This window comes from Ureibacillus galli (assembly GCF_014836845.1).
GTDB classification, from domain to species: Bacteria; Bacillota; Bacilli; order Bacillales_A; family Planococcaceae; genus Ureibacillus; species Ureibacillus galli.
On the sequence record NZ_JACSQA010000003.1, the window covers coordinates 239603 to 254606 of the forward strand.

Annotated in this window: 15 protein-coding genes; 4 read left to right on the top strand and 11 right to left on the bottom strand. The window is 34.6% G+C overall.

What is annotated here, in order from left to right; all coding sequences use genetic code 11:
• Positions 1 to 11: 11 nt before the first annotated feature.
• Positions 12 to 1430 (bottom strand): RNA polymerase II, encoded by a 1419-nt coding sequence (locus tag H9636_RS04325; protein WP_191706395.1) that lies wholly within the window; start codon positions 1428 to 1430, stop codon positions 12 to 14.
• 54 nt (positions 1431 to 1484) lie between these two features.
• Between H9636_RS04325 and H9636_RS04330 the strand changes: the two genes are divergently transcribed.
• The gene (locus H9636_RS04330) at positions 1485 to 1874 is read left to right on the top strand and encodes a DUF7147 family protein (RefSeq protein WP_191706396.1); all 390 of its coding nucleotides are present in this window, start codon (positions 1485 to 1487) and stop codon (positions 1872 to 1874) included.
• Positions 1875 to 1886: 12 nt separating this feature from the next.
• Here the strand turns inward: H9636_RS04330 and H9636_RS04335 are convergent, their stop codons facing one another.
• Positions 1887 to 2159, bottom strand: coding sequence for a YlbG family protein (locus H9636_RS04335; protein WP_191706397.1), 273 nt, complete (start codon positions 2157 to 2159; stop codon positions 1887 to 1889).
• Between the two features lie 212 nt (positions 2160 to 2371).
• Here H9636_RS04335 and H9636_RS04340 point away from each other — a divergent pair, with 212 nt between their 5' ends.
• On the top strand, positions 2372 to 3304 hold the full coding sequence (locus H9636_RS04340) for a glycerophosphodiester phosphodiesterase (protein ID WP_191706398.1): 933 nt from the start codon (positions 2372 to 2374) through the stop codon (positions 3302 to 3304).
• Positions 3305 to 3366: 62 nt separating this feature from the next.
• On the opposite strand, the gene H9636_RS04345 is transcribed toward H9636_RS04340, so the two are convergent.
• The 3 genes from H9636_RS04345 to H9636_RS04355 all read right to left on the bottom strand — a co-directional run bounded on the left by H9636_RS04345 (position 3367) and on the right by H9636_RS04355 (position 6624).
• On the bottom strand, positions 3367 to 3813 hold the full coding sequence (locus H9636_RS04345; protein WP_318240991.1) for a YlbF family regulator: 447 nt from the start codon (positions 3811 to 3813) through the stop codon (positions 3367 to 3369).
• A 136-nt stretch (positions 3814 to 3949) separates the two neighbouring features.
• On the bottom strand, positions 3950 to 5434 hold the full coding sequence (locus H9636_RS04350; RefSeq protein ID WP_191706400.1) for a UDP-N-acetylmuramoyl-L-alanyl-D-glutamate--2,6-diaminopimelate ligase: 1485 nt from the start codon (positions 5432 to 5434) through the stop codon (positions 3950 to 3952).
• Positions 5435 to 5559: 125 nt separating this feature from the next.
• Positions 5560 to 6624 carry a CAP domain-containing protein gene (locus H9636_RS04355; RefSeq protein ID WP_191706401.1) on the bottom strand — a complete coding sequence of 355 codons (1065 nt, stop codon included), beginning with the start codon at positions 6622 to 6624 and terminating at the stop codon, positions 5560 to 5562.
• 150 nt (positions 6625 to 6774) lie between these two features.
• Between H9636_RS04355 and H9636_RS04360 the strand changes: the two genes are divergently transcribed.
• A complete protein-coding gene (locus tag H9636_RS04360; RefSeq protein ID WP_191706402.1) occupies positions 6775 to 7146 on the top strand; it encodes a YugN family protein in 372 nt (123 codons plus the stop codon).
• Between the two features lie 96 nt (positions 7147 to 7242).
• Here the strand turns inward: H9636_RS04360 and H9636_RS04365 are convergent, their stop codons facing one another.
• From H9636_RS04365 to coxB, 6 genes are all read right to left on the bottom strand, one after another.
• A complete protein-coding gene (locus tag H9636_RS04365; RefSeq protein ID WP_191706403.1) occupies positions 7243 to 7704 on the bottom strand; it encodes a DUF420 domain-containing protein in 462 nt (153 codons plus the stop codon).
• 53 nt (positions 7705 to 7757) lie between these two features.
• Positions 7758 to 8684, bottom strand: a complete 927-nt coding sequence (ctaG, locus tag H9636_RS04370) for a cytochrome c oxidase assembly factor CtaG (RefSeq protein ID WP_191706404.1) — start codon at positions 8682 to 8684, stop codon at positions 7758 to 7760.
• Positions 8685 to 8824: 140 nt separating this feature from the next.
• Positions 8825 to 9166, bottom strand: coding sequence for a cytochrome C oxidase subunit IV family protein (locus tag H9636_RS04375; RefSeq protein ID WP_191706405.1), 342 nt, complete (start codon positions 9164 to 9166; stop codon positions 8825 to 8827).
• A 1-nt stretch (position 9167) separates the two neighbouring features.
• Positions 9168 to 9791, bottom strand: a complete 624-nt coding sequence (locus H9636_RS04380) for a cytochrome (ubi)quinol oxidase subunit III (protein WP_225230063.1) — start codon at positions 9789 to 9791, stop codon at positions 9168 to 9170.
• Positions 9791 to 11683 carry a cytochrome c oxidase subunit I gene (gene ctaD, locus H9636_RS04385; protein WP_191706406.1) on the bottom strand — a complete coding sequence of 631 codons (1893 nt, stop codon included), beginning with the start codon at positions 11681 to 11683 and terminating at the stop codon, positions 9791 to 9793. Before ctaD ends, H9636_RS04380 begins: the two co-directional genes overlap by 1 nt.
• Positions 11684 to 11722: 39 nt before the next feature.
• The gene (coxB, locus tag H9636_RS04390) at positions 11723 to 12793 is read right to left on the bottom strand and encodes a cytochrome c oxidase subunit II (RefSeq protein ID WP_191706407.1); all 1071 of its coding nucleotides are present in this window, start codon (positions 12791 to 12793) and stop codon (positions 11723 to 11725) included.
• Positions 12794 to 13910: 1117 nt separating this feature from the next.
• On the opposite strand from coxB, the gene H9636_RS04395 reads away from it, so the two are divergent.
• Entirely contained in the window at positions 13911 to 14843 is a 933-nt protein-coding gene (locus tag H9636_RS04395) for a COX15/CtaA family protein (protein ID WP_191706408.1), read from the top strand.
• Positions 14844 to 15004: the final 161 nt, after the last annotated feature.

The window sequence follows — 15004 nt, forward strand, 5'->3', positions numbered from 1 at the left end:
GGCCTTTATAGTTAATTGCTGCTGTCGCTATTTAGCATGATGGTCATATTATTCTTCGTAATTTCCATATCGAATAATTTTTGTAACCATTTTTCCTCAATATAATGTTTCCCAGCAATGATTGTCATTGGCTCTGAAGTTGTATTGTATCGTTGTTCATTATAAACGTAAAATCCATAGTTTTGTGGAAATCTGTATTGCTTTGATTCATTTTCTACGTAGTATCCATTTTTTCCTACCGATGTTTTAAACCCAATCCTTTTTAGTACTGCATCTGCCGAATAGAGCAACAGTCCATCCTTATAAACTAGATCCCCATCGGACAGTAATTCAGAATTCAAATAAATTTTTCTACGATCATGAAATAATAATGGATAAACCCCTTCAGTCTTTTCATTCATTGAAAAATATTTAGTATGAAGGTCAAAAATAGTTGATAGTTCTTTATCAAGTAATGCAGAAGAGATTTTATCTCCCTTTAAAGATTTCAATTTTTCCACCCAATTCGTTAATTGAGTATCTGACAGGTTAGATGTTAAAGTGTTAACTATTTCCTTTGCTTTTACTCCACCCATTGTAGAGCCAGTTAAAAAGGATGTAACGACTTCCCTCAACCATTGTGGGCTACTATCCAATTGATAGTTTTTACCCACCTGGAATAAAAGGATATTTTGTAAGACGTTCTCCTCTGATAAATCTTCTAGAAATAAAATACGTTCACCTTGTTGTCCGCTAGAATTTTCACCATGTACAATGGCAATATGTTCATCTGATAATAACTTCGAAGACTTTAACTCCTCCACAACCTTCGATGGCAAAGGGCTAGAAGAATAAAGGGAGAATTGTTCAGATGGTTGTTGAACGTTCAAATCTCCTATTTGCCAATAGATTTCGTTAACTCCCCCGGTACCACTAAACATCGAATAATTAACAAGGGTCAAGGATTGTTGGCCGATTAACGGCAATCCAGTAACCCAACTACCTTTTATATGATTATCAGTTGAAATATGTACTGTAGAATATGTAGCTTCACCATTGGAAAGGTTGACAAATATATCTTTTAAAAATTGTTGAGTAGTTAAATCGCCTTCCAACGGAATTATGTATGATAAAGATTGATGATGCCCATCTCCGGCTTCAAACTTCGTTTTATCTTTGCTTAAGCGGTCACAACTATTAGCAGAATCAATAAAGCAATCCGGGCTAACAGCTAAATTTGGCCACTGAATGTTAATCGTTCCACTAGGTAAATTGTGAAAATGATGACGTACATCTAAATTTCCATTTCGATAGGTAATATCTATTTCCTGCGTATATGAAAAATCACCATCCCCTGATTCCAGTTTGTCAGAATAAACTTGATACTGAAAAAAAAGCATCACACTAATTGAAGCAATAAGCACTCCAAAAAAACTTATTGCATATTTCATGTGCCTAACCCCCTACATCGTGATACTATTGTTATCGGAAAGGATGTGTGAAAGTTGATTCAACAATTTATTGAATTAGGACAAGGTTATGGAGATATTTATGAACTTTGCGAACTCATTAAAACAAACGAAAACAGATTCCATAATGCATTTATTTTCATTTCAAATAAAGGCGATAAAAAAGTCGCATCAATTTCAGTAGCATTTAAACCTGTTGGGGAAAGCAAATTTATGCCTATTTATATTTGTCGTGAAGGGATTCCATATACGCCGGAAAACCCTTCAAAACGACTTGAAATATTTGAAGAAACATTAAGTGAAATAGGTAAAAAAGCCATTCCAATGGAAGTGAAGCATTCTTCATTTTACTCTGAAACCGTTTTGTTCTATCAACATTTAATCGGGATTTTAAGAATGAATCATTTTATTCCACCGAAGCAATAAGCATTTATTTGATTATAAACCTACTTTGTAATCATATTCTTTTGCTTTATCCGGTTTCGCATTTTCAAATTCAGTTTTTAAAAATGGACGAAACGATTCGACAACGTCTTTCACAAAAGGAAGACGTTGTATTTTATTAAACGTCGATTCAATCTCATCACGATTACAATAAATAACGACATATTTTAACTTTCGAGAAATATAATGAACATGTCCATATTTTCTTAAACTTTTTGCATGTTTTAGTTGATGAACATAAACAATTAAACCTTGTCGTTCCTGCATTTTCATTCCCTCATTTCTTACATAAAAGCATACCATAATGTCAATTTTGATAGCAACAGAGTTTAGTGACACAGGGGAAGAATTTCCGTTATAATCATTTTTATAGAATGAACTTGTTTTTATTTATTCATTCACGAAAATACAATCGAATGGTATTCATCTGAAACATGAAAATATATAATTGAACTGTTCCATTATGAAGGAGGATCTCAATGGGAAAGAAAACGAAAGTTGCGATAGCAATTGCTGCTGCGAGTGCAGCTGCATGGGCCGGAAGCAAAGCAATATCTAAGCCACAAAGAAGAGAAGATAAGGAAGTTTTACAATATGATCATCCCATCGTTCTTGCTCATCGTGGCGGTTCTCACTTGGCCCCTGAACATACAATGATTGCCTTTGAAAAAGCTGTGTCTTTAGGCGTCGATGGTTTCGAAATCGATATTCGTTTAACTAAAGATGAGGAAATTGTTGTCTTTCATGATGAAACAGTAGACCGTACGAGTGATGGTGTCGGTTTTGTAAAAGATTTAACAATTGATGAGTTAAAACAATTAAACTTTGGCTATCACTTCCAAGATTTAGAGGGAAACTTCCCATATCGTGAGCAAAAAATTGAAATCGTAACGTTACGGGAATTATTTGAAATCTATCCGAATATGTACATTAATATCGACATTAAAGATGGACCAGATAGTTATGAAGGAAGTTTAATGCCATCAAAATTATGGCGACTTATTGAAGAGTTCGGTGCTGAGAATCGCATCGTTGTAACGAGTTTCTATAGTGAACAAGTGGATCGTTTTAATTTATATGCCCAAAATCAAGTTGCATTAGGTGCTGGAGAAAATGATGTAAGAAAAGCCTTTACAGCTTTCACAAGTCAATTTGGCCATTTGTATCGCCCTAAAGTAGATGTCTTTCAAATTCCAACAAAATTTGGCGTCGTTTCATTGGAATCATCGAAATTCATAAACTTCCTTGGCAAGTTAAATATTCCAGTTCATTTTTGGACGATTAACGATTCAGATACGATGGAACGCTTAATTAAACTTGGGGCAAAAGGAATCGTAACAGATCGCCCAGATATCGCAGTTCCTTTACTACAAGAATTAAAAGAAGAACAAAACAAAGACAAAAAAGAGTAGATAAGTCAAAAGGACTTTATCTACTCTTGAAAGGGTAACTTTTTCGAAGTTGCCCTTTTACTTTATGCTGAACAAGAACAGCTTCCTCCACTCCCACAACCACTTCCACAGGAAGAACTTGTCGCAAAGAAAGGATTGCTTACTGGTACTTTCACAGCCTCTGATACGGATTTTCCAATGATTAAACTAATTTCATCTAATAAATCTTGGAAATCATTTTCTGCTAGTTTTAAATTCGCTATACGTTTATCTAAATCAAGATTTCGTTTTTGTTCGCGAATTTTCTTCATGATTGTATGATAATCAGGATGATATTTACCAAAACGTTGTACATCCTCGTATTGTTCTTTCATTCGTGTAAACGCTCGTATTTGCTCAACAAGATCTTTATTTGTATAAACATCTTGATAAGCATTACGTAATTTTTGAGCTTGTTCTGAAGAGAGGATCATTGCACTCAATTCGTCTGCTTCATCTAAAATGAAGGCCCATTCTGATGTCATTATCACCATTATTTCCTCCAATCTGATACTATCATAGCAGAATTTAAATAATGTTTGTATAAGAATGGCTTATAATTATTTTACTAGTTTATTTTAACACTTTTATCCACTAGTATCGAACGAATGAAATGGCCCTGGGAAATTATTCGAATCTACGAGATTCCTTTAGCCGTTTTTCAAGAACTTCCTTCACACATTCATAATCGGAGAATTGGATATCCTGAGCACCTATCGTTTGTGTCGTCTCATGCCCTTTTCCTGCAATTAATATTGTGTCACCTTCTTTTGCATTGAGTATGGCAGTTTCAATTGCTTTTGCTCGATCTAATATCATTTCGTATTGTTGTTTTGGAGAGAAACCGGCCGCTATTTGTGAGTTAATCAACTCAGGATCTTCACTTCTTGGATTATCAGTCGTTAAATAAATAAAATTGGCATACTTAGAAGCAACTGCTCCCATTTTAATCCGTTTATGTTTATCTCTGTCACCACCACAACTAAAAACAACAATTAAATCTCTCTTAACAGTTTTATTTAATGTTTGTAAAACAGCTCGTAAAGCAGCCTCTGTATGGGCATAATCAATATATATATCTAAATTGAAATCATTTGGAATCGCTTCGAGTCTACCTTTTGGTAAAGTAAGCTTTTCAGCTGCCTCACAAATTTCTGCAACTGGAAATCCGAGTTCGCTTACTGTTGTAATGGCCGCAATGGTATTCTGTAAATGATGTTCACCAACAAAAGGAACTGAAAATACTTTTTGTCCTTTGTTACTTTGAAGACAACAAGTTGATGTAGTTAAACCTTCTGCAAGGAGCTGTAGTTGATAATCCACCCGGTTTCCTAAGCCAAAATATGCCTTTTTCTTTTTAGCTTGGAGACCAACAGTCCGACAAAAAGAATCATCCCCATTTAAAACAAGTCGTTCAGATAATGTGGAAAGAATTTGCTTTGCTGCTTTATATTTATCATAGGATCCATGATCTTCAATATGATCCTCCGCTAAATTTAAGAAAACCCCTACATTAATTGCACAATCGTCCAATCGATGTTTTGCAAGTCCCATAGAGGATGCTTCGAGAACAACATATTCGACACCACGATTTACAGCGATTTTTAAAATTCTGTGTAAATGTTTCGGTTGTAAAGTTGTTAAATGCTCATAATCTAAATTTACCTCTACTCCATTGATGTAAATCCCATTCGTTCCGATAACAATTACGTTTTTATGTAGTGCATGTAGTAGTTGACCGATAAAGTGACTGACTGTAGTTTTTCCATTTGTACCTGTTATGGCAATAACTTGCATTGCTTCTGCTGGAAAATGATTTAGTTTCGCTGCACTGTATGACATGAATTTTAAAACATTCGGAACCCATATAACTGGAATGGATAGCTTTAACGTATCTAATTGTTTTTCATCTTCTATCACTATACCGACTGCTCCATTTTCGATTGCCGTATCAACATATTTTAGTCCATCTGATTTTCTACCTTTACGAACGATGAATAAATCGCCTTCTTTTACACCTTGGGCATAATCCTCTATTCCTGTTACATCCACTCGAATTGAGCCACCTTTGACTGTACATGGCCATTCTTTTAATAGTTCTGCTAGTTGCAAGTTGTCACTCCTTTTCCCTATTTTATGCCTAGGTTTTCATCGTGACACTAAAATGTAAAGGCATAGGATGACAGCAGAAAATGTAAAAAACCCTTTAGTTAAATTACTCAACTAAAGGGCTGCTTTTATTCATCTTCACTTTTTTCAATAAATATTTGAGTATAGTAATTAATAAATACTCCTGAACCAACATGGGTGTAATCACTACTAAGCATATATTCCCGGTGAGTTCTAGAATTTAGCCAACCATGGGCTGCTTCTATCGCATCAACATAAGCTGTCGCTATATTTTCCTCAGCTTCTTTATAAATAATTCCTTCTTCTTCTAGTCGGTCCTTTAATGACCCATTTGTCGGTGAATCATGGGATAAATAATTTTCTGAATACATATCTTCACTATGTTGCATAGCAACTACTGATACATACACATCATAATTAATGATTGGTATATCATTGGTTACACGAAAAACATTTAATAAATCGAAAAGTTGTGCTGCACTATCTTTGTTACTTTCTTCTAATAAATAGGAATTCGGACTTGGAGGTGAAATTAACTCCCCTACAAAAGACATTTCATAAGGGCGGTGTAAAACTAAAGATTGACTATCGAGAAAACGGATACCACTCAATGTTCCGCTTTCGCTATCAATATATAGCTGAGCATATATATCACCTAATTTTGTTAAAATCCGTGTATTCATATCCTCTTCGTTCAATGTAAAAGAATAAATGTTTTCACCAATTGTGGCTGTGATTTCTGATTCAATAATCGTCATGCGGTATATGTCTTCTAACGATTGCCCCATTTTATAAGGAGTCACATCAGTTAAATTACCGCTACTATAAGCTTGGGTGATAATATTATCTTTCACAGCAAACATACTAAATTTGTTATAATCCTCGTTATAAACCCACCAATCATAACCATATGGTGAACGATCATAACGGGAAGGTTCACCAAACAATTTCAATAATTGATTACTCTTTTTACCGATAAGTGTTGATATCCCCTTTTCAGGACGTGGTAATGCATCTTGTATTTCTTTCGGCTTGCTTTCCGTTTTTGGAATAACTTGTGATGTTGAATTTGGTCCTTCTAAAGGTTCATAATTATCTTCCATGTTTGAAGAGTAAAAAAAGATAATTGCAAGAAAGGACAGGACGATTAAGATTCGAAAAAGAGTTTTCATGCGTTCTTTATCCTTTATTTTTATTAGTACTATTATATCAATTATATAGTGGTTGACACAATGTTGCCATTGCAACAAAAGATATTTTGCTCTATTATAAAAAATGAGCGTATACTTTATGTACGATTTTTGCTAAAGGAGGATTTATTAATGTATTTTGAGAACAAAACCCTTGAAAATATAACAGCTGAACAAGAACTTCTTGTAAGTGTTATGGAAAAAAACGGTCTAGAATGTGACGGTGCTTGGGACTATGATCGTATGACTTTCGATAAACGCTTTGATTTAAAAGAAGGTCGCTACTATTTACGCGTATTTTGCAGTGCTATCTCAGGGGATGTTGGCAACCGCAGCGCAGTATTAAAAATTGCTAAACCAGCTCTTGGTAAATACTATTATCCACATGGTGTTGAATACGGTGAAGATGAAGTCTTTCCAAAACATTTAGTAAGAGAATGTGAGCAAATTTTAGCAAACGTTAAAAAAGATTTTGCAGCATACGGTATTGAAGCTTCTATTTAAAACCTTAGGGTAAGACAATTTTGTCTTACCTTTTTTTATTTCAAATTTCGCTGAAAACAAAAAGGGCAATCATATAAGATTGCCCTTCGATTTCCACTAAAATCCTAAAATCGCTTTAATTAAAGATGTCGTTTGTCCACCTTCATAAATTACATATAATAATAAATATACCGCTACCCCTGTTATCGCTACGAAAAACCAAATAATACTCGTAATTGGTCCAATTCTACGATGGATGGTTAGTTTTGTTTTCAATCCTGTAATGATACTTACAAGTCCAAAAACTGCACCTACAGTGGCTAAAATAATGTGGAAAACTAAAAAGAATGTGTAATAACCTTTTAATTCCTCTGGTCCACCAAAGGAAGTGTTTCCTATGAAAATTGTTCTGGAAGCATAAATGATAAAGAAAATTAACGCTGCTATTCCAGCGGCAAACATTACTTTTTTATGTGCTTCAATTTTTCTTTTGTAAATTAGACCCCATCCAATTGCAACTAAAACGGCACTTATAACAATAAATGAAGTACTAATCGTAGGTAGAATAGGTACACCCATTAAACATTCTCCTATCATTTAGTAATCTATAATTTTTTTAATTTGAGAAAAAGTTAATTAAAATTATTGCTCTGTTGTTTTTTAGCTTGAAAGTCCCTTAATGCCTTTTCATTAATATCCTTCTCGTCTGCCTTTTCAACTCTCCACCATGCAAAAAACACTTTAAATAATACGATACCAAATATAATTTCTTGAATGATTTTCATTAAAACTCCACCTAGTTGTTGATCAGCTAGGGGGCTCATATTATTAAATAACTCTGGTCCTGACAGTGATAGCCCTTGTAATGTTGTAGAAGGAACACAAAGCTCCATCGCTTTTAACCATGCTTCTCCATCCGTATAAGTTGCATACATTGGATTTGGATTAAAAATGATTAATGCACAGGCAGGGGTAATTAATACTGCATTGGCGATAATATAACCTAATTTCGAAAGATGCCTCATTTTTCGCTGTCCAGGAACATCGCTTACTAATGGCCAGTTCATAAAGAAAGCTGCAACAAATAAGAGAAATGAAAAAATAACGTGGTATGTCTCATTAAGCTTAATGACATCAAAAATACCAGGCATATGATACAAGGAAAACATCAATGCAAAGATAAAGGCTGCAACGATTGGTTGTGTAAACACTTTAAAAATTGAACGTACAACCGGTGCTTCGATAATGACTTTCCATACCCACCATGGAACACCTTTAATCAAAAACATTGGAACTAATAAAAGTAGAAATGCCATTTGAACCATATGATATGTAAACATTATATGAGACATTAAATCAATGGGCGAGCCTTTCAGTATATATAGCAAAACCATTGCTAATATAAAATATAGTGCTTCATTTCTTTTTAAGGGCTCACTAACTTTAAACGATTTTCTCCAAACTGTTGTAACTAAAAAATAGAGAACGGTTAATATTACGATAAACCCAATTAAATAAGGACTCCATAATGCTTGAAATCCAAATATACTTAACGGCATAAATCATGCGCTCCTTTAAACTTCAGTAGTTCTATTATAGAACGCTTACATCATAACATCAATGAACGAACTATGACAATTAACTACATTTCGGGTAAAAAAACACGCTTCTAGGTTGCCCTAGAAGCGTGTTCCCACTCTTACCACCAAATGATCGTTAAGAAGGTTAAGAAGAATGTAAATGCAATGACTGCACCAAACCATACAAAAGTTTGGATAACACCGATATGGTGTCCTTTTTTATCATCCATATGCATGAAAGAATATAGTTGTAATACTACTTGTACTGCAGCTAGTAGTAGAATAAAAGGCTTAATGAAATAAGCGGAAAAATCAGCAACTACTACAGCAAAAGCTAGAAATGTTAAGAAAATCATTATCGCAAAATTGATAACTTGCTTACGCATATGCACTGCGTTATGATGACGCTCATACTCAAACTGCGCTTTTGTTTTAGCTTGAACTTGTGTATCGTGTCCCATATTATCCTAACACCCCCATCAAGTAAACTACAGTAAAGATAAATACCCAAACTACATCAATAAAGTGCCAGAAAATAGAAGCAGCATAGTATTTTGGAGCGTTGTATAAGTTTAATCCGCGTTTCGCATTACGAACGATTAAGCAAACGATCCAAACTAAACCGACTACTACGTGTAATCCGTGAGTCCCTACTAATGTAAAGAATGCAGAAGAGAACGCGGATTGCGTATAACCAAAACCAATGTGTACATAGTGATAGAACTCATAAATTTCAAGAGCAAGGAATCCAAGACCTAATAGTACAGTAATAGTCATCCAAATTTGAACGCCTTTGAAATTATAGTTTTTCATATGATACATCGCATAAACAGATGTTAATGATGATGTTAAAAGTAACATTGTCATCACGAATGCTAATGGTAATTCAAAAAGTTCTGCAGCAGAGAATTCCATACCAGCAGGACCTTTGTCTTTTAAAGAAAGGTAAGTAGCAAATACACTGGCGAAAAGCGTAATATCACTACAAATAAAAATCCAAATTCCTACGAATTTATTTTTAGCTTCCGGAGTTGCTTGTTCCGGTTTGTCTGGCCAAGTTTGTGGGGTGAATTTAGTTTCTTCCATTATTTGTTACCCCCTTTTCCATAAAGTTGCTCTTCAGTAGCAACGATTTCCTCAACATGTACATGGAAACCTAGATCGTCTTTTAATGAGCGAACAATCATCGCACCAACTGTAATCGCTAAACCAATAATGATAACTGGAATTGACCATGCTACTCCATCTGGGTGATAAAGTGCACCGAATGCAGCAACAAATAAACCAATTGACATTACTAAAGGTAAGACGGAGTTGTTTGGCATATGGATATCACCAAGAGGTTCAGCATATGTCATACCTTCTTCATTACCTTCATGTTTTTCTAACCAATAAGGGTCGTATCCACGTACAAGTGGAGTTTGTTTAAAGTTATAGAACGGTACTGGTGTTTTAAGAGCCCATTCAAGTGAGCGTCCATCTCCCCAGTAGTCACGACAATTTAATGGTTTAGATTTAGCAGAAATAATGATATTAAATACTAAAATAAGTACACCAATGGCCATCATAATCGCACCAATTGATGAAATAAAGTTAAATAAATCCCAACCTTGGTCTGCTTGGTAAGTGAATACACGACGTGGCATACCCATTAGACCTAAGAAGTGCTGAATGAAGAACGTTAAATGGAATCCGATAAAGAAGAACCAGAAAGTCCATTTCCCTAATGTTTCATTTAAAGCACGGTTAAACATAATTGGCCAATAGAAGTGCATTGAACCAAAGATCGCTAATACGATACCACCAACGATTACATAGTGGAAGTGAGCTACGATAAAGTAAGAATCATGTAATTGGTAGTCAAGTGGTGCAGTTGCCTGCATAACACCTGTAACCCCACCAGCTACGAATGATGGAATAAATCCAAGAGCATATAGCATAGGAACTGTTACTTTAATCGAACCGCCCCAAATCGTTAAGATCCAGTTAAATACTTTCATCCCTGTTGGAACGGCAATCGCCATTGTTGAAACGGCAAAAATAGCATTAGCTGTTGGCCCAAGACCAGTAGTAAACATGTGGTGAGCCCAAACCATGAATCCTAAGAAACCGATTAAAATCGTAGCGAATACCATTGAAGAGTATCCAAATAGACGTTTACGAGCAAATACCGGAATAATTTCAGAGAATAAACCGAATGCAGGTAAAACTAAGATATATACCTCAGGGTGTCCAAAAATCCAGAATAAATGCTCCCAAATAATAGTATTACCACCATTTATATGATCGAAGAAATTTGCTCCAAACATACGGTCAACTAACATGAAGAATAAAGCTACTGTTAGTGGTGGGAATGCAAATAAAATTAATGCACTAGTAATTAATGTAGTCCAAGTAAATAATGGCATACGCATAAATGTCATACCTGGTGCACGCATCGTGATAATCGTAACGATGAAGTTAATACCTGAAATCAAAGTACCAGCACCAGAAATTTGTAAACCTAATACATAAAAGTCAATACCATGACCTGGTGAATATAAAGATAATGATGCATAAGATGTCCATCCAGCATCAGGTGCTCCACCTAAAAAGAATGATAGGTGTAAAAAGATTGCACCTAGGAAGAATAACCAAAATCCTAAAGAGTTTAGGAACGGGAATGCAACGTCACGTGCACCAATTTGTAAAGGTACAACGGCGTTCATAAATCCAAATAGTAATGGCGTCGCTGCTAAAAATAGCATCGTCGTACCATGCATTGTTAATAATTCATTGAATGTACCGGCTGAAACAAAATCATTATTTGGAAACATTAACTGAATACGCATAAAAAGCGCTTCTAAACCTGCGATTGCGAAAAACAAAGTCCCGGCTAATAAATACATAACGCCTAGTTTTTTATGATCGACAGTTGTTAAGTAGTCCCATAATGTTGCTCCAAAGCCCTTTTTATTTGCAACTGCAACAGAGCTCACAACTTTAACCTCCTTCAAGTGTTTCTATCGAAGTAGAAATTATTCTTCTACAGATAAACTCATAATGTAATCAGCGACTGCACTAATTTCTTCTTCAGACAGTTCACCATATTTTCCAGTCATTAAGTTACCTGGTTTAACGCTCTCTGGATTTGTAATCCATTTTTCTAAGCTTTCTTTATTGTGTTCTAATACACCTGCAACACGGTTACGGTCACCAAATGTTGTTAAGTTTGGTCCCATAGCACCTGAAGCACCAACACCAGATACTGCGTGACAAGCTAAACAGCTGTTCGCAAATGTTGCTTCACCTAAATCAGTGGAATCAGGAGATGCTACTTGACCTTCCGTTGCTTGCATAGAAGCAACCCAATCTTCGAACTCTTCAGGAGCAAGAGTTTTCACTTTAAAGTCCATTAAAGCATGGGAAGGACCACAAAGTTCAGCACATTTACCGAAGAATACGCCTTCTTCAAGATCTTTTGACTCTTCGTCAAATTGTAAATAGAACTTGTTAACGTTTTCTACGTTTGTATCCATTTTCCCACCAATAGATGGAATCCAGAATGAGTGCTTAACATCTGCTGCTTTTAAGTTAAAGTAAACTTTTTCACCAGTAGGAACAACAAGTTCTTGTGCAGTTACAATACCTTGTTCAGGATATTCAAATTCCCACCAATATAATTTTGCAGTAACATTAACTGTTAATGCAGATTTGTTTCCTTCTTCGTCAACTTCATCCATTGCTTTAACATCAGCAAGTTTATAAGTCGAAATTAAAGTTGGAACAGCTAAGATTAAAAGTAAGATGATTGGAATTACTGTCCAAATTACTTCTAACGTATGACTTCCTTCTACTTGTTTTGGCATGTGGTTCTCGCCTTGTTTTGAACGACGGAACTTAACGAAAGCATATAAATAAAGGAATGATACTACTATTACTACTAAAGCCATAATCGTGATGGAGAATAATAGTAAGTTTAATTGTTCTTTTCCCACTGCTCCTGCTGGTTTAAGTGTTGAAATATAATCTTCACCACATGCAGAAAGAAAAACTGTCATTACCGCTAACAGCGAGAAAAGACGCCATTTTTTAAGCCCTTTCATCATAGCTTAATTAACCCCTCTTTCTTTGTTGTATTTTCATGTGTAACCAGGACGTTGGTTGTATAGTTCTATGTGAATCCCTTGTCAAAGAAGAATTCCTAAAATAACAAAATCCCATTAATCATTTCAAATTATTTTAAACGTTGAACCACATGAGCAAGTTATCCACATTCAATATAATAGCTAAAATGATAAAGCCTGACCAACTTTTCCTTAAGTTAAAAGCACTAAGTTTTATAATACCACAAAACAATTAGTTCTTTTAAACCTTTTCCTATAGTAGCATTGGTATATTTGCTATTCGATATTCCTCACTATGGGTTCATATGTAAAGTAAATGTTGTGGATACCATACAAACTTTTTTAAGAATAAAGCTAGCGCTTCCATACCGAAAGGATTTTTTTCGCTACTACCAATAAACAGTTTGAAGTTATTACTTAAACTTCTTACAACAGTATCGTTTCATCCACTGTTCTAAACTATAGATTGAATATAGAACACTATGCTCTTATCCCAACTCGTCCTCACATGACGGCGTAGTAAAGCCTTTATAACAAAAATTTACCTACAAATGAAGGAATGGTATCAAAATGTCTTAATCTTCGTTAATCAAGATTAGATTGATTCTCTTTATAAATTAATTTTGTGTAACTTACCACATGTAAATATAGGTTGTAATCATGTTTCAATCTACAATTCCTATCATTAATAAGTGCAAAAATTTTAAATCAACGAAGTTTTTCAGGCGAATCTAATTGATTGCCCATTAAATTGACATTTTGTCTCTCCTTTCATTTTTGTAAGCATATTCCGCTAACAATAACTATATCGAAATTTGTCCGTTATTTCTAGACATTAAGCAAAATTTCGATAAGTTGACCAAAATACATATTTGGGTTAGCTAAATAGTTATAAAATGAACATCTATATAGTAATGCATTTTAGGGTAGGAAATGTGAATGTAAAAGCACGAATTTATGAACAATTTGTGAAAAGACCTTACCTCAAAGTAAGGTACAACCGTTTGAAGTTGTCTTTTACCTATTTATTCGCTATTATCATAAAAGGCATAAAAGCTTTTTATAAGTTTATAGATAGAAAAAGTAGGTGGCTCATAAAATGCAACATTATCAAAGTAAATTACTGAAATGGATTGCTTTTGCTACGACAATCGGTATGTTGCTTATTCTTATTGGTGGGGCGCTTGTTACAAAAACTGAAAGCGGTTTAGGTTGCGGTCGAAACTGGCCAGATTGTAACGGTTCACTTATTCCAAAAGAAATAACAACTGAAGTATTAATCGAATTTTCCCATCGATTAGTGACAGGTTCGGTATCTATACTCGTTCTAATTTTAGTCGTTTGGACTTGGCGTAAACTTGGCACTATTCGCGAAGTAAAATTTTTAGGAATTTTAGCAATCTTTTTCTTAGTAGCTCAAGCATTAATCGGAGCTGCTCAAGTACTTTGGGGACAAGGTGATTTCATCCTTGCACTTCATTTCGGTATTTCATTAATTTCATTTGCATCGGTTTTATTATTAGCAATGATTGTTTTCGAAGTAGATAAAAAATTCGATGCCGACAAAGTTTATATAAGTAAAAAACTTAAAATACACACATTCGGTGTCACTTTATATTCTTATATCGTCGTTTATACTGGTGCATTAGTAAGACATACACAAGCAAGTTTAGTTTGTTCTGATTGGCCGTTTTGTAACAATGAAGATCCGTTTGCTCTTCCAACAGGGTTACACCAATGGGTACAAATGGGACACCGGTTTGCGGTTTTATTAATATTCGTTTGGGTTACATATATTGCATTACATGTGATAAAGCATTACAAAGAACAACGCGTGATTTATTGGGGATGGATTATTGCCTTTTTCATTCTACTAGCGCAAATGATGACTGGTATGTTAATTATTTTCACAAAACTTAACCTTATCGTTTCGTTACTACATTCATTCTTTATTTCTTGTCTTTTCGGTCTATTCTGTTACATGATTTTACTAGTTTCCCGAAGCAACTATAATGAAAAAAATATAAAATAACAAAAAGGGCAGCGGAAATTAAAATGTACCCTATAAGAAAGACACTTGAAAAAAGGTCTCTCTTATAGGGTACTTTTATTTATTATGAAATAAAATAAATGGTTGATGGAGCGGAAGAACATGTCGAAAAAGTTATTTACAGATCAAGAACAGAAATTACT